15 protein-coding genes are annotated in these 18,610 nt (G+C 69.2%); 8 read left to right on the forward strand and 7 right to left on the reverse strand.

The genetic code is table 11. From position 1 onward, the window contains the following. Window positions 1-3: 3 nt before the first annotated feature. The 4 genes from J5V16_RS00800 to J5V16_RS00815 are packed head-to-tail and all read right to left on the reverse strand — an operon-like array spanning window position 4 to window position 2,201. The gene (locus J5V16_RS00800) at window positions 4-450 is read right to left on the reverse strand and encodes a DUF350 domain-containing protein (protein ID WP_208494056.1); all 447 of its coding nucleotides are present in this window, start codon (window positions 448-450) and stop codon (window positions 4-6) included. A 37-nt stretch (window positions 451-487) separates the two neighbouring features. Then, window positions 488-952 (reverse strand): DUF4247 domain-containing protein, encoded by a 465-nt coding sequence (locus J5V16_RS00805; protein ID WP_208494057.1) that lies wholly within the window; start codon window positions 950-952, stop codon window positions 488-490. Window positions 953-1,009: 57 nt separating this feature from the next. Further along, window positions 1,010-1,537, reverse strand: a complete 528-nt coding sequence (locus J5V16_RS00810; RefSeq protein ID WP_208494058.1) for a DUF2617 family protein — start codon at window positions 1,535-1,537, stop codon at window positions 1,010-1,012. A gap of 55 nt (window positions 1,538-1,592) precedes the next feature. After that, on the reverse strand, window positions 1,593-2,201 hold the full coding sequence (locus tag J5V16_RS00815; protein ID WP_208494059.1) for a DUF4178 domain-containing protein: 609 nt from the start codon (window positions 2,199-2,201) through the stop codon (window positions 1,593-1,595). Between the two features lie 183 nt (window positions 2,202-2,384). Between J5V16_RS00815 and J5V16_RS00820 the strand changes: the two genes are divergently transcribed. Then, window positions 2,385-7,256 carry an NAD-glutamate dehydrogenase gene (locus J5V16_RS00820; RefSeq protein WP_208494060.1) on the forward strand — a complete coding sequence of 1,624 codons (4,872 nt, stop codon included), beginning with the start codon at window positions 2,385-2,387 and terminating at the stop codon, window positions 7,254-7,256. Window positions 7,257-7,662: 406 nt separating this feature from the next. Beyond that, window positions 7,663-8,832, forward strand: a complete 1,170-nt coding sequence (locus J5V16_RS00825) for an ROK family transcriptional regulator (RefSeq protein WP_208494061.1) — start codon at window positions 7,663-7,665, stop codon at window positions 8,830-8,832. Between the two features lie 379 nt (window positions 8,833-9,211). Here the strand turns inward: J5V16_RS00825 and J5V16_RS00830 are convergent, their stop codons facing one another. Both J5V16_RS00830 and J5V16_RS00835 read right to left on the reverse strand, forming a co-directional pair. Beyond that, window positions 9,212-10,228, reverse strand: coding sequence for an ABC transporter permease subunit (locus J5V16_RS00830; protein ID WP_208494062.1), 1,017 nt, complete (start codon window positions 10,226-10,228; stop codon window positions 9,212-9,214). Beyond that, a complete protein-coding gene (locus J5V16_RS00835) occupies window positions 10,225-11,292 on the reverse strand; it encodes an ABC transporter ATP-binding protein (RefSeq protein WP_208494063.1) in 1,068 nt (355 codons plus the stop codon). Before J5V16_RS00835 ends, J5V16_RS00830 begins: the two co-directional genes overlap by 4 nt. A 238-nt stretch (window positions 11,293-11,530) precedes the next feature. On the opposite strand from J5V16_RS00835, the gene J5V16_RS00840 reads away from it, so the two are divergent. Beyond that, window positions 11,531-12,322 (forward strand): ABC transporter ATP-binding protein, encoded by a 792-nt coding sequence (locus J5V16_RS00840; RefSeq protein ID WP_208494064.1) that lies wholly within the window; start codon window positions 11,531-11,533, stop codon window positions 12,320-12,322. Between the two features lie 308 nt (window positions 12,323-12,630). Next, window positions 12,631-14,013, forward strand: coding sequence for an alpha/beta hydrolase (locus J5V16_RS00845; RefSeq protein ID WP_208494065.1), 1,383 nt, complete (start codon window positions 12,631-12,633; stop codon window positions 14,011-14,013). A gap of 66 nt (window positions 14,014-14,079) precedes the next feature. Here J5V16_RS00845 and lipB read toward each other — a convergent pair whose 3' ends face one another. Next, a complete protein-coding gene (gene lipB / locus J5V16_RS00850) occupies window positions 14,080-14,751 on the reverse strand; it encodes a lipoyl(octanoyl) transferase LipB (protein WP_208494066.1) in 672 nt (223 codons plus the stop codon). Window positions 14,752-15,001: 250 nt separating this feature from the next. On the opposite strand from lipB, the gene J5V16_RS00855 reads away from it, so the two are divergent. The 4 genes from J5V16_RS00855 to J5V16_RS00870 all read left to right on the forward strand — a co-directional run bounded on the left by J5V16_RS00855 (window position 15,002) and on the right by J5V16_RS00870 (window position 18,415). Then, on the forward strand, window positions 15,002-15,757 hold the full coding sequence (locus tag J5V16_RS00855) for an amino acid ABC transporter ATP-binding protein (protein WP_304604838.1): 756 nt from the start codon (window positions 15,002-15,004) through the stop codon (window positions 15,755-15,757). A 118-nt stretch (window positions 15,758-15,875) separates the two neighbouring features. Further along, window positions 15,876-16,769, forward strand: coding sequence for a glutamate ABC transporter substrate-binding protein (locus J5V16_RS00860; RefSeq protein WP_208494067.1), 894 nt, complete (start codon window positions 15,876-15,878; stop codon window positions 16,767-16,769). A gap of 76 nt (window positions 16,770-16,845) precedes the next feature. After that, window positions 16,846-17,502, forward strand: a complete 657-nt coding sequence (locus tag J5V16_RS00865; RefSeq protein ID WP_208494068.1) for an amino acid ABC transporter permease — start codon at window positions 16,846-16,848, stop codon at window positions 17,500-17,502. 13 nt (window positions 17,503-17,515) lie between these two features. Further along, entirely contained in the window at window positions 17,516-18,415 is a 900-nt protein-coding gene (locus J5V16_RS00870; protein WP_208494069.1) for an amino acid ABC transporter permease, read from the forward strand. Window positions 18,416-18,610 lie beyond the last annotated feature (195 nt).

The following is an 18,610-nucleotide window of genomic DNA, read 5'->3' on the forward strand; positions in this document are numbered from 1 at the left end:
CCTTTACGACAGTGCCATCGCGATGACCCCGCCCAGCGCGAGGTGCATCGCCGAACTGACCCACACCGCCGGGTGCGGCTCCTCGTCCACGACGAGCGCGCCCAGCTTCCCGGGCGTGACCACGTCGAGGATCAGGAACGCCACGGCCATCGCGCCGAGCCCGATGACACCGAACACGAACGTCGAGACGATGCCTTCGACCAGGTTCCCCTCCGACGCCCAGATCGCGCCGACCACGATGAGTCCTACACCGATCAGGTTGGAGGACAGGAGGAGTGAGGCATTGCGGTTGCGGTGCGTCCAGATGAGCTCGCCGAGCTTGCCGGGGGTGAGCCAGTCGACGATGAAGAATCCGAGCACCATCAGCGCGATGCCGATGACGCTGTAGGCGATCGCGCCGACGACGTCGGTCCCGAACCCTCCGAAGACCTGCTCTCCGAGTGCGAACATGATGGGCTGCCTTTCCTTGACTGGGTTGGGTTCGGGCTTACTTACCGGAGCCGGGTCCGCCGCCGCGGAACGGCGACGGCGGGGAGGACGACCATCCCCACAGGACGAACACCGAGGAGTAGTGGTTGTAGCCGCTGCGGTAGTCGTGCAGCAGGATCTTCGAGCCGCCGTTGTACGGCGAGACGGCCACGATGTGCTTGGAGTACTGCAGGTAGTAGACGCCGTTCGAGGACCGCTCCGAGCGGGCCTCGGCGTCGTCGTCGATCTGGTCGGCCACCGTCGCCGGCGACGCGCTCGACGTGTACGCCTTCCCGCCGCCCTCGTCGAGGTTCGCGGCCCGCGTGTAGTGGTCGCGGATCGTGTCCGTCGGGTTCGAGAAGTTGGTGTTCATCAGGAACACCCCGCCGCAGCACAGGACGAGCACCACGGCGATCGCCGTCCAGTGCTTCCAGTTCAGGCCGCGTGAAGCGGGCGGCGGAGGGGCCGGGTGCTGATAGGTCATCGGTGTTCCTCGGGTCGTCCTGTCGGGGAGTCGGTTCAGCTTACGGGCGCACGGCCATCAAGTCGGTACGACAGCGCCGCCGGGCACGACGGCGTTGTCGGGCACCACGGTGCTGTGCGTCGTCACGACCTCGCCGTACTGCGGGTAGGTGTGGACGGTCCGCCACGACAGCGGCGCCGTCCCGGTGACCTCGAGCGCGGTGAGCGCGTCCAGGTCGTCCCCGAACACCCCCACCAGCAGGTCCGGTTCCCCGGTGCGCATGACGGCCCGGTCGCGCAGGGACCGGACCCGTTGGCGCAGTTCGGGAACCGTGAGCCGCTCGACCCGGCACTCGTACCGGTGCCGCCAGGAGCCGACGCGCTGGCTGAACGCTTCGGGGAGGTCGGGGGCGAAGTCGGAGCGGTAGGCGAGGGTTTCGGCGATGAGCCCGTCGGGGGTGGCGACGACGGCCTGGTGGCTGGCGCCGAGGAGGCGCAGGGACAGCCGCAGCGGGCCGGCGTCGCGTTCGAGGAGGTCGAGGACCGGCATCGACGGGGCGTCGGGGCGGAAGGTGAGCGAGGCCGCCGAGACGTCGACGAACGGCACCTCGATATGCGCTATCAGCGTGGGCTCCCTGAGTGGGGTGTAAGGGGAACGGGGGTCAGGCGTCGTCGCTCTGGTGGTAGATGGTGACTTGGCCGCGATCCAGGGTAAGCCCCTTCGCCACCTCCCACTTGGCGTCGTCGCCGTACGCCTCGAAGGAGAGCTTCTGCCCGTCGGGGCCGGCGTAGTCGTGGTAGCGCAGGGTGCCGGTGGGCGCGAGGCCCGTGGTCGCCTCGCTCACGTACTTCGCCTTGCCCTTCTCGTCCGACTTGAACGAGACGCCTTCGTGACTGAGTTCACGCGGGCCGGGCTGGAGGTCGGTGCCGGTGAGCTCCTCCCACAGGACCATCTCCACGTCGGGGTCGGCCTCGACCGACAGCCAGCGCTTGACGCCCGTCCCGGTGTCGAGGAAATGCTCCGCCCAGTGGTAGTCGCCTTCGGAGAGGCGCAGGGTGCCGCGCACGGCGAGGGTCTTGCCGTACAGCTCGACCAAGTCGGCGGCCTTGATCCGGCGCGGGTCGCCGCGCAGCACGTCGGTGTCGGCGTCGGCGAACGGGTCGACCGGCGGCGGGGGGCCGGCCGGCTCGCTCTTGCGGGTGTTCTTGCGCCACAGCCACCAGACGGCGAACACAGCGGCGACAATGAGCAGGATGACGACGAATTCCATGGTCGGCCTTCACAGGGTGGGTGCGGGATGGTTCCTTGACGTCACTCTACCGCCGAGTTGGCAATGCGTGTGTAACCGATGTGTCGCGTGAGAACCCTAAGATCCCCGGCGGATCCTTACGATCTAGCCTGTAGGCGGCCCACGACGAGGTGGGCCGAGTCGAATCGGACTGGAGATCGAGACGTGTTGGCGTTCATCGGCGACGAAGAGTTCCGCGAGACCCTCCCCGACCGGGAGGAACTGCTCCACGAGGCCGCACAACTGGCCGGATCCGACGCCTCGCTGGCCAGGCTGGTAGAGCTCTACTGGAGCCTCGTCGCCGACGACGACCTCGTCGGCCGCAGCGCCCAGCAGCTCCTGGAGACCACCGCCCACCACCGCCGCATGGCCGAGACGCGCGCCCCCGGCGAAGTCGCCCTCGAACTCGACTGCCCCGAGGACGCCGACGGCCCCGACGCCGCCGCCTCCACCCGGGTCGACATCGTCTGCGACGACTCCCCGTTCCTCGTGGACTCCCTCACCGGCCTGTTCAACAAGCACGGCGTCGACGTCTCCGTGTTCGTCCACCCCATCGTCCCCGTCACCCGCGACGCGGACGGCACCCTCCAGCAGGCCCCCGCCGCCGAAGGCGGCCGCGCCGAATCCTGGATGCACATCGAGACGCAGCGGGTCGCCGACCCCGCGTTCCTCGCCGAACTCGAAGCGGACATCCTCGAAGTCCTCTCCGACGTCAGCGTCTGCGTCGCCGACTGGCAGGCCATGCGCGGCAAGGCCCTCCAGATCGCCGACGACCTCGACCGCGCCGCCGCCGGCGCCCCCGGCACCACCGCGCTCCCCGTGCCCCCCAAGGACATCGACGACACCGTCGAACTCCTCCGCTGGCTCGCCGACGACAAGTTCACGTTCCTCGGCTTCCGCCAGTACCGCCTCACCGGCGAAGGCGACGACGAAGCCCTCACGCCCCTCGCCGAGACCGGCCTCGGCCTGCTCCGCAAGGCCCCCGCCACGCCCCGCCCGCTCGCCTCGTTCAACACCGACGCCCGCGCCCAGATCGGCGAGCAGCGGCTCCTGGTCATCACCAAGTCCAACGCCCGCTCCACCGTCCACCGCACGTCCTTCATGGACTACATCGGCGTGAAGACCTTCGACGCGAACGGCGAACCCGACGGCGAACTGCGCTTCCTCGGCCTGTTCACCTCCGCCGCCTACCTCTCCAGCGTCACCGAACTGCCCGTCGTCAAACGCAAAGTCCACGACGTCCTCGAACGCTCCGGCGTCACCCTCTCCTCCCACTCCGGCAAAGACCTCGTCACCGCCCTCGAGACCTACCCCCGCGACGAGCTCTTCCAAGCCCGCACCGACGACCTCTACACCACCGCCATGGGCGTCCTGCGCCTCGCCGGACGCCGCCGCCTGCGCCTCTTCGCCCGCCGCGACGTCTACGGCCGCTTCTACTCCTGCCTCGTCTACCTGCCCCGCGACCGATACAACACCGAGAACCGCGAGAAGATCGAAGCCATCCTCAAACGCCGCCTCTACGGCGTCGACATCAGCTACGACGCCCGCGTCACCGAATCCGTGCTCGCCCGCCTCCACTTCGTCGTCCGCATCGACCCGTTCGTCGACCACCCGCCCATCGACGTCGAAGCCATCCAGGCCGAACTCGCCGACGCCACCCGCTCCTGGGACGCCGACCTCATCCTCCAACTCGACCACCACATCGGCGAAGGCCAGGCCCGCACCCTCGCCAAGACCTACGCCAGCGCCTACCCGCCCGCGTACAAGGCCGAGCACACCCCCATGGACGCCGCCAAGGACATCGCGGCCCTCGAAATGCTCCGCGAATCCGGCGACATGGAACTCCAGCTGTTCCGCCGCGGCGGCGACGACACCGACGTCCACTTCAAGATCTACGCCCTCAACCAGACCATCGGCCTCTCCGAAGCCCTCCCGGTCCTGCGCCACCTCGGCGTCACCGTCGCCGAAGAACGCCCGTACCACATCACCCTCGACGACGACACCACCATCCACCTCCACGACTTCGGCCTCCAACTCCCCGGCAACGCCGCCGAATCAGTGCCGCAGCTCCGCGTCCGCTTCGAGAACGCCTTCCGCGCCGCCTGGACCGGCGAAGCCGAATCCGACCGGTTCAACGAACTCGTCATCGCCGCCGGCCTCACCTGGCGCCAAGTCGTCGTCCTCCGCGCCCTCGCCAAATACCTCCGCCAATGCGGCTTCGTGTTCTCCCAGGCGTTCATCGCCTCCACCCTCGGCGCCTACCCCGCGATCGCCGCGAACCTCGTGCGCCTCTTCGAAGCCCGCTTCGACCCGCGCGTCGGCGACGACCGGGAAGCCGCCGTCGCCCGCATCGACGCCACCCTCGCCGAAGGCCTCGCCGCCGTCCCCAACCTCGACGCCGACCGCATCCTCCGCGCCTTCCTCACCCTCATCCGCTCCACCCTGCGCACCTCCTACTTCCAACGCGCCCACACCGGCCGCCCCAAGGAGTACGTCGCCTTCAAATTCGACGCCCGCGCCATCGACTTCCTCCCCAAACCCCGCCCCATGTTCGAAGTGTTCGTCTACTCCCCGAACTTCGAAGGCGTCCACATGCGCTACGGCCGCGTCGCCCGCGGCGGCCTGCGCTGGTCCGACCGCAAAGAGGACTTCCGCACCGAGATCCTCGGCCTCGTCAAAGCCCAAGAGGTCAAGAACACCGTCATCACCCCCGTCGGCGCCAAAGGCGGCTTCGTCCTCAAACGCGCCGACTTCGCCGACCGCGCCGAATACCAGGCCGAAGGCGTCACCCGCTACCGCGAGTTCATCTCCGCCCTCCTCGACATCACCGACAACCGCGACGCCGACAACACCGTCGTCCCCCCGCCGGACGTCGTCCGCCACGACGGCGACGACCCCTACCTCGTCGTCGCCGCCGACAAAGGCACCGCCACCTTCTCCGACACCGCCAACGCCGTCGCCGCCGAATACGGCTTCTGGCTCGGCGACGCCTTCGCCTCAGGCGGCTCCGTCGGCTACGACCACAAGAAGATGGGCATCACCGCAAGAGGCGCATGGGAATCCGTGAAACGCCACTTCCGCGCCGAAGGCCTCGACACCCAAGCGCAGGACTTCACCGCCGTCGGCATCGGCGACATGGGCGGCGACGTCTTCGGCAACGGCATGCTCCTCTCCGAGCACATCCGCCTCGTCGCCGCCTTCAACCACATGCACATCTTCATCGACCCCAACCCGGTCGCCGCCGCCTCGTTCACCGAACGCCGCCGCCTCTTCGACCTGCCCCGCTCCAGCTGGGCCGACTACGACCCCACCCTCATCTCCGCCGGCGGCGGCGTCTGGGAACGCACCGCCAAATCCATCCCCATCGCACCCGAAGTCCGCACCGCCCTCGGCATCGACGACGACGTCAAGGACCTCACCCCGCCCGAACTCATCCGCGCCATCCTCACCGCCCCCGTCGACCTCCTCTGGAACGGCGGCATCGGCACCTACGTCAAAGCCGCCACCCAGACCGACGCCGACGCCGGCGACAAGGCCAACGACGCCGTCCGCGTCAACGGCGAACAGCTCCGCTGCCGCGTCGTCGGCGAAGGCGGCAACCTCGGCTTCACCCAGCTCGGCCGCATCGAATACGCCCAGACCGGCGGCCCCGAAGGCACCGGCGGGCACTGCAACACCGACTTCATCGACAACTCCGCCGGCGTCGACACCTCCGACCACGAGGTCAACATCAAGATCCTCCTGCGCTCGGCCGCACTCACCGGACGCATCGACCCCGGCCACCGCGACAAGCTGTTCATGGACATGGCCGACGACGTCGCCGAGGCGGTGCTCGCCGACAACTACGGGCAGAACATGGCGCTGGCGAACGCGAAGCGGCTCGGCACGCGGCTGCTGCCCGTGCACATCCGGCTCATGAAGCACCTGGAGAAGACGGTCGGCCTCGACCGGGAGATCGAGGGGCTGCCGAGCGACAAGCAGCTGAAGGAGCGGGTGGCGACGGGGACGGCGCTGACCGAACCGGAGCTGTCGGTGCTCCTGTCGTACGTGAAGATCTGGGCGAAGCGGGCGGTGCTCGACTCGGGGCTGCCGGACGAGGACTGGACGGCGCCGGTGCTGCGCGAGTACTTCCCGGCGCCGCTGCGCGAGCCGTACACGGACCTCATGGCCGACCACCCGCTGCGGCGCGAGATCGTCGCGACCGCGGTCGTGGGCGAGGCCGTGAACCGGGCCGGCACCACGTTCCTGTTCCGCATCGCCGACGAGACGGGCGCGGACGTGGTCGACGTGATCCGCGCGTACGTGATCATCCGGGACGCGTTCGGGCTGCCGGGGCTGTGGCGGCGCATCGAGGCGCTCGACAACCAGGTGCCGCAGGACGCGCAGATCGCGGGGATGCTCGTGATCCGGCGGCTGCTGGACCGGGGCGTGCGCTGGCTGGTGCAGCACCGGCGCGGGCCGCTCGATGTGGCGGCGGAGTCGGAGCGGCTGCGGCCGGGGCTCGCGGTGCTGCAGCCGCGGCTGCCGGAGCTGCTGCACGACTCGGAGGCGATCGGGTTCGAGCAGTTCTGCGACGAGCTGGAGGAGCAGGGGATGCCCGCGGAGATCGCGCGGGACGCCTCGGCGCCGATCTTCGGGTTCGGCCTGGTCGACGTGGTCGAGGTCGCGCGGCTGCACGAGACGGACCTCCACCAGACCGCGGAGGTGTACTACGGGATCGCGGCGAGCGTGCACTTGGACGCGATCCTGAACGAGATCTCGGCGCTGCCGCGCACGAACCGGTGGCAGACGCTCGCGCGGTCGGCGCTGCGGTACGACCTGTACGGCGCGATGGCGGGCCTGACCGCGAGCGTGATGCAGGCGAAGCCGGGCACGGACCCGGCCGAGGCGGTCGACTCGTGGGCCGAGCGCAACGCCGCGGAGATCGAGCGGATCCACGAGGCGACGGCAGAGGCCTCGCGCTCGGACGAGAAGCTGGCGGTCCTGTCGGTGTCGCTGCGCCAGATCAGGAGCCTGGTCGAGACCGAGGGGGAGTAGGGGGCGGCGGCCGGGGGTTTCGCGGGCAGGGGCAGAGGCCTTGAGCGCCGTATCGCAGGCCCCCGGTCAAAACCCTGACATGGGGGTACGACAATTTCGTGTCTACTGTGGTGCGTGCCAAATCCGGACGGGGTTTGGCGGGCAGGGGCCGAGCCGCTGGGGGCTGTATTTCGGGCCCGGTCTCGGCGAAGCTTGCGAGTCGTCAATCGGCGGAGCCGAAACCCTGGCATAGAGGTGCGACATTTTCGCTCGGGCCGCCTCGCCCCGGTGCGGGGCGGCCCGCCGCGATTTTGGGCTGCGGCGGGCGTTTACCGATCACGCGTTCGGCTTTCGCGCGCTAGGTGAAGCATTAGCGTGTGGGCTCCCGTGGATAATGTGGGCTCGGAGGAGAAGGAAGTACGTACGAATGCCGAAGAGCCACACCCCCGGGGTGCCGAAACTGCTGCGCGTCCTCAACGACCAGGCCGCGCTGAAGCTCCTGCTGGAGGACGGCCCCCAGACCCGCGCCCAGCTCGCCGAGCGGACCTCGATGTCGAAGGTCACCGCCTCGCAGATGATGGAGCGCCTGCAGAGCCGCGGCCTCGTCGAGGTCGTCGGCTCCAAGTCCGGCGGGCGCGGCCCCAACGCGTCCCTGTACGCGGCCGTGCCGACCTTCACGTACGTCGTCGGCGTCGAGGTCGGCCCGGTCACCACCAAGGGCGCCTGCGCCGACTTCACCGGCCGCATCGTCGGCCGCGCCGAAATCGACGTCGAGCACTCGACCGACCCGGTCGCCGTGGTCCGCCGCGTCGTCACCGACGCCGTCGCCGACGCCGGCGTCGAGATGTCGAAGGTGCAGCGGATCGTCCTCGGCACCCCCGGCGTCATCGACCCCGCCAGCGGCGACATCGGCTTCTCCTGGAACCTCCCCGCCTGGCACCGCGGCCTGCGCACCGCCTTGAACGAGGAGTTCACGCCCGCCGTCGAGATCGAGAACGACGTGAACCTCGCCTGCCTCGCCGAGCAGCGCTCCGGCGGCGCCGGCGGGGCCACCGACTTCGTGTACGCCTGGTTCGGCGGCGGCCTCGGCCTCGGCGTCATCCTCAACGGCCAGCTCTACCGGGGCGCGTCCGGCGCCGCCGGCGAGATCGGCTTCCTCCCCGTGCCCGGCGGCGAACTGCCCACCGGCGGCGTCGTCACGCGCCTCTCCAAAGGCTCGTACCAGCGCGTCATCGGCGGCGACGCCGTTCTCGACATCGGCGCGAAGCACGGCTTCGACGCCACCGAACCCGAAGACGTCCTGGCCGCCGCGATCGCGGCGGGCCCCGAAGGCGCGGCCTGCCTCGACGAGATCGCGCGCGGCATCGCCCTCGGCATCGTCGCCGTCTGCGTCCTCCTCGACCCCACCGTGGTCGTCCTCGGCGGACCGGTCGGCTACGCGGGCGGGCTCGAACTCGCCGGACGCGTCGCCGCCCAGACCTCCCAACTCGCCCCGGTCAACCCGAGCGTCGTCGCCGGCTCGGTCACCGAGGAGCCGGTCATGCGCGGCGCCATCCTCCACGGCCTCGACGCCGTCCGCGAAAGCCTCTTCGACTGACCCCGCCTCCGGCCCCACGAGCGCGACTGACTGACCTTCCAATCCGGTCCGGGTGAGAGAGCCACGTTGACCGGTCACCGCCACCGGCTCGCGAGGTTCCTCGGCCGTGCCTTCGCATCCGACTGAGCCGCAACAACCCAGCGCCCGCGGCCTGGAACCGAGAACGAAGCGCCGCCCGCGGAACCCTGCGGGCGGCGCTCTTTCGTCTTCTATCCAATTCGCAGTGCCATGTCACACGGCACATGTCACGTGTCACCGCGCGAAGCCGGCGGCCAATCTCGCGGTGACATGTCACGCGCTATCGCTCACCGGCCCACGCCGCGCAGTGATATGTCACGCGGCACGCGCTACCGGCCGGGCGCGGCCCAGCCGGTAGCGGCTACGCCACGTCGCGGCGCTTGAACGCCCACGTCGCCAAGGCCGCGAACAGGAACACGATCCCGCCCAGCAGCAGCCCGGCCTCACTCGAAGTGATCACCATGACGTCGGCCTGCTCCGAACTCACATCGCTCCAGTCGAACAGCTCGACCCGGCCCTCGATCCACGCCGACACCCACGTGTACAGCGACAACCGCTCTGGGTACGCCATCTCCAGCGCCATGGCCGCGAACCGCACCAGCATGTCGCCGACGATCAGATAGCCCGCGATGATGCCGCCCGAGATCGCCGTGTGCCGGCCCAGCATCGCCAGCGACGCACCCAGCAAGGTCATCCCGACCGACAGCACCCCGGCACGAGCGAACTTCTCCAAGTTCTCGTTCCACCACCCGGAGTCCAGATCGCCGACCTCGCCGCGGGCCGCCGCGATCACATACAGCAACCCGAAAGCAAGCACCATCAGCACGACCACCGCCGCCACGCACACCGCGGCCGCCGCGCCCAGCTTCGCGCCCCACACCTTCATCCGGTTCGGATGCCACAGCAGCAGGTTCGCCATACCGCCGCTCGACCACTCCGCGCCGATCAGCGACGACGCGAGCATCATCATCACCAGGCCCGCGATGATCGCCACGCCGATGAGGATCAGCGGGCTCTCCGCAGCGAAATCGAACGTGTACGTGTAGATGAGGTCCTCAGCGGTCCACATGCCGAACATGTCGGCGCAGAGCTCATCGTGCGTCATGTCCTCGTAGTACGGCTCACCCTCGATGAAGCTGTACTCCTCGGTCTCGAAGTACGCCTCATCGTCCAGGCACTCCTCGTACTCGTAGTTCTCCTCGTTCAACCGGTCGGCCTCCGCCTGCGCGTCGGCCAGCTCGGCCTCCGTCGGGCCCTTGCTCGACGTGAACCAGAAGACCGCGGCCAGCACCAGCAGCCCCGCCGCGGCGATGATCCCGAAGACCAAGGTCAGACGACGACGCGCGATACGCCGCAATTCAGCTTTGAACAGATTCACCGCTCGGCCCCTTCCGACTCGACCTGGACCGTCACTTCACCGGCGGACACCGGCACCGACGGCGCCTGCGGCACCACCACCGACTCCCCGATCTGGACCGTCTGCCCCGGCACCGGCGCCGTCCCGGTCAACTCCAGGAACACCGACTCCAGGTTCTTCGTCTCCGTCCGCAGCTCCGACAGGTAGATCCCCGCGTCAGCGAGCGTCCTCGTCACCCACGCCGCCTCCGGCGCGCCCTTCACCACGAGCCGGTCGCGGTCGATCGCAGCGGACACCGCCGCCTTCGGCCCCTCCAGACCGGACGACGCCGACACCAGCGCCTCAGCCGCCTCCGGCAGCGAAGCCGCGTCCGGGAACCGCACGCTCAAGCTCGACTCGCCGTGACCCGCGATGATGTCCGCGACATTCCCGTCCACGATGCGCCGTCCCCTGGAGACGATCGTCATCGAATCGCACAACTGCTGCACCTCCGAGAGCAGGTGCGAACTCACCACCACGGTCACGCCCTGCGAATGCGCCAGCCACTGCAGCAGCTCGCGCATGTGGTGGATGCCCGCCGGGTCGAGCCCGTTCGCCGGCTCGTCCAGGATCAGCAGCTGCGGCTGCTTCAACAGCGCCTGCGCGACCGCGAGGCGCTGGCGCATGCCCAGCGAGTAGCCCTTCACGGACGCCTTCGCGGCGTCCCGCAGACCGACCTGCTCCAGCACCTCCTCGACACGAGCCTTCGACACGCCCGCGCTCTCGGCGAGCAGCTGGAGCGTCAGACGCCCGGAGAAGTGCTTGAAGAACTGCGGGGACTCGACGACGGCGCCGATCCGCGACACCACCTCGGGCAGGCGCTGCGGCACCTCCTCGCCGAAGATGCGCATGGTCCCGCCGTCGACGCGGATGAGACCGAGCAGGGCCCGCAGGGTCGTGGTCTTGCCCGAGCCGTTGGGGCCCAGGAATCCGTGCACCTGGCCGGCGGCGACCTCGAGGTCGAGGCCGTCCAAAGCGTTGTGCGGCTGACGGAAGGCCCTCGAATAGGTCTTCCTCAGCCCCGAGATCTCGATGATGGGGGGCATCTGCTCATTCCAGTTAGGACGTACATGGTCAAGTTGTCCGGCCGCGCGCGGGGCGACACCTGAGGCGCCTCCCGCCGTCGGGACACGGCGTCCCTATGCAGACGCCGCCGGACGCGGCGCCGTTGCACGGCCCGGGGATTCGCTTCCGCACGCCCAGGGGTGTTCGACCGTGTGTCGTACTCCCGCCGCCGAGGCCCGCCCGCGACCGGGCGTCCGGGGTCCGTGGTTTCATTGACCCGTGGCTCAGTCTGAACGCGTCCTCGACCTGTCCGGCGTCACCGTCCGGCGCGGCGGCAACCAGCTCCTCGACGGGGTCGACTGGCAAGTCGACGCCGACCAGCGGTGGGTCGTGCTCGGCCCCAACGGCGCCGGGAAGACGACGCTGCTCAACCTAGCCGCCGCCCGCAACCACCCGACCTCCGGCGTCGTCGAGATCCTCGGCGAACGCCTCGGCCGCGTCGACGTGTTCGAACTGCGCCCCCGCATCGGCCTCACCACCACCCAGGTCGCCGACGCCATCCCCAACGACGAGAAGGCCTTCGACGTCGTCCGCACCGCCGCCTGGGGCATGATGGGCCACTGGCGCGAGGAGTACGACCCGCAGGACGACGAGCGCGCCGCCTCCCTCATGCGCTGGCTCGGCGTCTCGCAGCTCGCCGACCGCCTGTTCGGGACGCTCTCGGAAGGCGAGCGCAAGCGCGTGCTCATCGCCCGCGCGCTCATGACCGACCCCGAGCTGCTGCTGCTCGACGAGCCCGCCGCGGGCCTCGACCTGGGCGCGCGCGAAGCGCTCGTGGCCACCCTCGCCGGCCTCGCCCGCGACGAGGCCGCGCCCGCGCTGGTCCTGGTCACCCACCACGTCGAAGAGATCCCCCCAGGCTTCACCCACGCCCTGGTCCTCTCGGGCGGCGGCGTCGTCGCCGCGGGCCCGATCGGCGACGCCCTCACCTCGGAGACGCTCTCCAAGGCCTTCGGCCTCCCGCTCACCCTCACCGCCAACGGCAATCGCTACACCGCCACCGCCGCCTGACCCACACCCGGTGAGCCGCGACACCCCGGCCCTTCAACCGCCCGGAAATGTCGCACCCCCGAGCCAGGGTTTTGACCGGGGGCCCGAAACACGGCCCCCAGCGGCTCGAACCCTGCCTGGAAAACACCCCCGAATGCGAGCGCTGGTCGGGTTCCGTAGGGGTGTCGTACCGGCATGTCAGGGTATACATGGGGGACCCAACGGCGGCTTCCTGAAGGCTGGACCCTGCTCTCGTTTTCCCTCCCCGGAGGCTGCCCTCACACGCGCAGCGTTCGTCGGCCCCGGCCCGCCTCGGTTAGGCTGACTCGGTGAGATTTCGGTGGTGGCGTGCGACGGTCGTGACGGCCGTCGCCGTTTTCGCGCTCGTCTACCTGGCCGGCTTGACCCGCCTCGGCGAGGCCGAGGCCGACCAGCTCCACGCGGTCCCGGTCCTCGCGGCCGACCCTGCCGGCGAGCTCGCCGCGCTCCGCGCGGACGCCCCCGTCGCCGGCGAGGACCCGGCCGCCGCGCTCGAGGCGGCCCTTGCCGATCCCGCGACCGCCGCCGCCCTCGTCGACGCCGAACCCACCGCCGACTCGGGTGAACTCGGCGCCGCCCTCGCCGAGCTCTACCACGCCGGCGGCGACCTCGACCCGCTCGACGTCAATGCGTTCTTCACCGGCCTCGGCGACGAGGCCACCGCCTGGCTCGCCGTCCTCTACCCCTCGGTCGTCGCCGAGATGCCCGGCGCCCCGTTCGACGCCCGCATCACCGCGAACCAGCTCATCCTCGAGGCCACCACCACCGCCTCGACCACCTACGACAGCCCCTCACGGCCATGGACCGACGACGCCGAGCGGCCCGCCCGCGAGGAACTCCAAGCGCTCGTCGGCACCGACCGCCAGTTCCTCTACCTCGACCCCTACAACAACAACGGCGACGGCTCCTGGATCGAAGTCGTCGGCGACCTCGACACCGCCGCGAACGTAGCGGTCCTCGTACCGGGCGGCTCGGCCGTCCTCTCCAGCGAGAACTTCCAGCTCTACTACAACCGCGCCAAGTCCTTCGTCGACGCCGCCGACGGCGACCTCGCGATCATCGTCTGGGCCGCCGCGTCCTGGCCGTCCGGCTGGGTCGAGGAGTCCTGGGCGTCCTGGTCGCAGGTCGCCGCCGAGAGCCTCGCCGCCTTCACGTTCGACCTGCGCAACCAGATCGGCCCCGACACGCCCCTCACCCTCGCGGGCCACTCGTACGGCGGCGCGGTCATCGGCTACGCCGAGACCTACGACGTCGCCGCCGACCAGGTCCTGCACATCGCCTCCGCCGGCATGGGCAACGACGTGTACAGCCCCGCCGACTACACCGAGCCGTGCCGGCCCCGGTACTCGATCACCGGCCCGGGCGACCCCATCTCGTACGTCCAGGGCATGCCGTACGTGCCGCTCCTCGGCCACGGCGCCGACCCCGACGACTTCCCGGGCAACCGCAACCTCGTCACCGGGAACCTCTCCGACGCCCCCGACGCCGTCGACGACTACGGGCTCAGCCTCGCCGACCAGGGCCTCTCCGGGAAGCCCGTCGAAGGCGTCCACTCGCACTCGGAGATCTTCTACCCCGAGTCGGACGCCTGGAACAACATCTACAAGGTCCTGCTCAACCAGACGCCCGAACTCGCCGACGAGCAGCCCGAACCCTACGAAGCCTGCTCGTAGCCGAGGCCGGCGCAGGGAACGCGAAACGGGCGCCGCATCCGCGGCGCCCGCTTCTCGAATCCTCGTCTAGTCCCGTTCGAGCAGCAGCCCGAGGTGCTTCTCCACCACCGGGAGGACCTCCTCGACCGTGACCTCGCGGCCGAGCTCCTGCGACAGGCTCGTCACGTCGGCGTCCGTGATCGCGCACGGCGCGATCCGCTCCCAGTACGACATGTCGGGGTTGCAGTTGAGCGCGAACCCGTGCATCGTCGTCGCCCACCGCACCCGCACGCCGATCGCGCAGATCTTCCGCTCCGGGCCCTTGTCGTCCTCGGGCAGCCACACACCCGTCCGGTCGTGCATCCGCCCGCGCGCCGAGGTCACCCCGAACTCGTGGCACACCGCCGCGATGGTGTCCTCGACCCGGCGCACGTAGCCGACGACGTCGACCTTGTTGCGCATCTTCATGATCGGGTAGCCGACGATCTGGCCGGGCCCGTGCCAGGTGATCTGCCCGCCGCGGTCGACGGTGACGACCGGGGTGCCGTCCTGCGGCAGCGCCCACGTCTCGGTCCGCCGCCCGGCGGTGTACACGCTCGGATGCTCGAGCAGGAGCACGGTATCGCCGATCTCGTCGTCGATCCGCCGCTGCTGCAGTGCCTTCTGGTAGTCCCAGGCCTCCTGGTAGTCCACCAGGCCGCGCCGTTCGACGGTGATCTTCCCGCCGGCGACGCTCGCGGTTCCCACGGTTGCGGTCATGGATCGACACTAATCCCCGCGGCGCCGCCGCGGCCACCGGACGCCGTTTGCGTCACGATTGTTCCAGTGCTGGGTCGTATCCGTTATGCCCAAGTCGTTCTTTATGATGCTGTTACTTAATTGCCGACTAGTTGCGGCTCTGGCCGCCCCGCTGACCGCGGGTGAGCTGTCACACTACTATTTCCAGGTACTCAAGCCCATCCGCTCGCCCCGCGCCAGTCGAGGGTTGCACACGACAACAGGGACACGAATGGAAGCAACGCAGCCGAAGACACCGATGGTCAGCATCTCCGGGGTCAATAAGCACTTCGGAGACCTGCACGCGCTCAAGGACATCGACCTGACCGTGGAGGACGGCGAGGTGGTGGTCCTCATCGGACCCTCCGGCTCCGGGAAGTCCACCCTCTGCCGCACCATCAACCGGCTCGAGACCGTCGACACCGGCGAGATCACCGTCGCCGGCAAGCCCCTCCCCGCCGAAGGCCGCGCCCTGGCGAACCTGCGCGCCGACGTCGGCATGGTCTTCCAGCACTTCAATCTCTTCGCGCACCTGACGGTGCTGCAGAACATCACCCTCGGCCCGATCAAGGTGCGCCGCACCCCGAAGGCGAAGGCCGAGGCCCGCGCCCGTCAGCTCCTCGAACGCGTGGGCCTCTCGGACAAGGCCGACGTATTCCCGTCGCAGCTCTCGGGCGGCCAGCAGCAGCGCGTGGCGATCGCCCGCGGCCTGGCGATGGACCCGAAGATCATGATGTTCGACGAGCCGACCTCGGCGCTCGACCCCGAGATGATCAACGAGGTCCTCGACGTCATGCAGGACCTCGCCCGCGAGGGCATGACGATGGTCGTCGTCACCCACGAGATGGGGTTCGCGCGCCGCGCGGCGAACCGGGTCGTGTTCATGGCCGAAGGGCAGATCGTCGAGACCGCCGCGCCCGACGAGTTCTTCGACAACCCGCAGACCGAGCGCGCGCAGGACTTCCTGTCCAAGGTCATGACCCACTGAGCAACCGCACCACCACCACACAGTTCCGCCCCCTTGAGGAAAGGAAACATCCATGCGTACGTTCTTCAAAAGCTCGAGGCGCAGGACCGCGGTTGCAGCAGCGGTAGCTGCTGTCGCCATGTCCCTGGCCGCCTGCTCCGGCGAAGCCAGCCAGGACCAGCAGGAGCAGGAGGAGCTCGAGGACTCGGTCGGCGACTACTCCCTCGCGCAGGCCGAGAACATTCCCGAAGGCCTGATCAAGGACATCCAGGACAAGGGCAGCATCACCGTCGGCGTCAAGTTCGACCAGCCGCTCATCGGCCAGAAGAACACCGCGACCGACAAGATCGAGGGCTTCGACGCCGAGATGGCCCGCCTGCTCACGCAGTACATCTTCGGCTCGGTCGACGAAGAGGGCGACGACGCGAACCTCAAGTTCGTCGAGACGACCTCCCAGAACCGCGAGACCTACATCAACGACGGCACCGTCGACGTGGTCATCGCGTCCTACTCGATGTACCCGGAGCGCCTGGAGAAGTTCGACTTCGCCGGCCCGTACTTCAACACCGGCCAGAACGTGATGGTCCAGGCCTCCAACACCGACATCAACTCGGTCGCCGACCTCGCCGGCAAGGACGTCTGCATCGCCGAGGGCTCGGGTTCGATCGCGAACCTCGAGGCCGAGAACCCGGAGGCCAAGATCACGCCGCTCGCCGACTACGCGGCCTGCGCGCAGGCGCTCGAGAACGGCCAGACCGACGCGGTCAGCACCGACGAGACCATCCTCTACGGCTTCACCGTCGACAAGCCCGATGCCTACCGCGTCCTCGACTCCGCCAACATCTTCACCGAGGAGCCTTACGGCGTCGGCATGAAGCTCGGCGAGACCGACGCGCGCCTGTTCATCGACGACATGATCGCCGAGATCACCGCCAACGGCGACTGGGAGAAGGCCTTCAACCTGACCTTCGGCGCGGCCGGGATGCCGATGCCCGCCGAGCTGCCCGTCCCGGACCGCTACGAAGCCAAGTAACCGGTAACCCGATACCGTTCGGCTGGTCGGCGGCGGCTCAAGCAGCCGCCGCCGACCGCCCTATGGAGGAGTCCGCTTGTTCGACAATTTCGACCTCATGGTCGCGGCCCTGGGGGCGGGCGCATGGACCACGGTGTGGGTCACGCTCGTCAGCTTCACCATCGCCCTCGTCATCGGCATGATCCTCGTGGTCATGCACGTCAGCCCCGCCTGGCCCGCCCGCTGGGCCGCGAACGCCTACACGCAGCTGTTCCGGAACGTGCCGCTCCTGGCCGTCCTGTTCATCATGTACTTCGGCCTGCCCAGCGTCGGGATCGTGGCCGACAGCTGGGTCTGGGCCCTGGTCGGCCTCGGCATGTACACCGGCGCGTTCGTCGGCGAGACCCTGCGCTCGGGCATCAACTCGATCCCCCTCGGCCAGGCCGAGGCCGCGCGCTCGATCGGCCTCACGTTCAGCCAGTCGCTGAGCGGCGTCATCCTGCCGCAGGCCGTGCGGGCCGTCATCCCGCCCCTCGGGTCGCTCCTGATCGCCCTGGTCAAGAACAGCGCCCTCGTGCTCGCCATCGGCGTCACCGAACTCACCGCCCAGTCGCGCCGGCTCATCGAGGACAACGAGAGCCGCTTCGACCTCTGGGGGGTCATCATCGGCGTGACCGTCAGCTACCTGCTGATCGCCTTCGCCCTCAGCTACCTCGTGCGGCTCGTCGAACGACGCACCGCCTTCGTCCGATGAGAGCGGGTGACACATGAGCCGACAGAACGAGAGCACAGTCCTGTTCGACGCGCTCGGCCCCAAGGGCAAGCGCAACTCGAACATCGCCTCCGCCGTCTCCGCGGCGGTCATCCTCGGCATCCTGGCCTTCGCGGCCGTGCAACTCGCCGGCGAGGGCTTCTTCGAGGAGTCCCGGTGGGCCAACCCGCTGGACGTCCTGGTCGTCCAGACCACGTGGATCCCCGCGATCATCGACACCCTCACCGCCTTCGCCCTCGGCTCGATCGGCGCGCTCCTCCTGGGCACCGTGGTGGGCTTCGGGCGGATCTCGCGGTTCGCCGCCACCCGGTGGGCCTCGACGGTCTACGTGCAGTTCTTCCGGTCCCTGCCGCTGGTGCTGCTCATCTGGATCTCCTTCACCATCGACGGCTACTTCGGGTTCACGACCGAGGTGCTCGGCTGGGACGGCGACGCCCGCCGCCTCACCTTCCTCGTCGTGGGCCTGGCCGTCTACAACGGCGCGGTCCTCGCCGAGATCCTGCGCGCCGGCGTCAACGCCCTGCCCGCGGGCCAGGCCATGGCCGGCTACGCCATCGGCCTGCGCCACGGCCAGGTGCAGCGCCTCATCGTCCTCCCGCAGGTGTTGCGGAACATGCTCCCGGCGGTGCTCGCGCAGCTGGTCATCCTGCTCAAGGACACCTCCCTGGGCTACGTGATCACCTACCCTGAGCTGCTGCACTCGGCCAACATCATCGGCCGCGACTACGGGAACTCCTTCCTGCAGGCGCTCATCATCGCCGCGTTCATCTACTTCGTCCTCGCCTACGCGCTCTCCAAGCTCGTGGTCCTGGTCGAACGCCGGCTGCGGAAGAAGACCGCCGCGCCCGCCGAGAGCGTCCAGCAGATCGAGCAGGCCGCCGTCATGGCCGAATAGCACGTCACACATCACGCATTACCGAGGGCCCCGCCGCGAACCGCGACGGGGCCCTCGCCGTTCCCCCGGGCCGCATCACGGTAGTACGTGACGCATTACCGCCCACCGCGAAACGACACGCCCGTCACCCGATCGATATGAGGCGCATACGCATTCGCGTCCTGCTAACCTCCTCTTGAAACCAACAACCATTTT

It is taken from the genome of Glycomyces niveus, assembly GCF_017592475.1.
In the GTDB taxonomy this organism is placed as follows: Bacteria; Actinomycetota; Actinomycetes; order Mycobacteriales; family Micromonosporaceae; genus Glycomyces; species Glycomyces niveus.

Excerpts from the sequence above, each read along its gene's own strand:
- J5V16_RS00825 (WP_208494061.1), top strand. The coding sequence starts at position 7,663 with ATGCCGAAGAGCCACACCCCCGGGGTGCCGAAACTGCTGCGCGTCCTC.
- J5V16_RS00870 (WP_208494069.1), top strand. The coding sequence starts at position 17,516 with ATGAGCCGACAGAACGAGAGCACAGTCCTGTTCGACGCGCTCGGCCCC.
- J5V16_RS00860 (WP_208494067.1), top strand. The coding sequence starts at position 15,876 with ATGTCCCTGGCCGCCTGCTCCGGCGAAGCCAGCCAGGACCAGCAGGAG.
- J5V16_RS00815 (WP_208494059.1), bottom strand. The coding sequence starts at position 2,201 with ATGGAATTCGTCGTCATCCTGCTCATTGTCGCCGCTGTGTTCGCCGTC.
- J5V16_RS00800 (WP_208494056.1), bottom strand. The coding sequence starts at position 450 with ATGTTCGCACTCGGAGAGCAGGTCTTCGGAGGGTTCGGGACCGACGTC.
- J5V16_RS00805 (WP_208494057.1), bottom strand. The coding sequence starts at position 952 with ATGACCTATCAGCACCCGGCCCCTCCGCCGCCCGCTTCACGCGGCCTG.
- lipB (WP_208494066.1), bottom strand. The coding sequence starts at position 14,751 with ATGACCGCAACCGTGGGAACCGCGAGCGTCGCCGGCGGGAAGATCACC.
- J5V16_RS00855 (WP_304604838.1), top strand. The coding sequence starts at position 15,002 with ATGGAAGCAACGCAGCCGAAGACACCGATGGTCAGCATCTCCGGGGTC.
- J5V16_RS00835 (WP_208494063.1), bottom strand. The coding sequence starts at position 11,292 with ATGCCCCCCATCATCGAGATCTCGGGGCTGAGGAAGACCTATTCGAGG.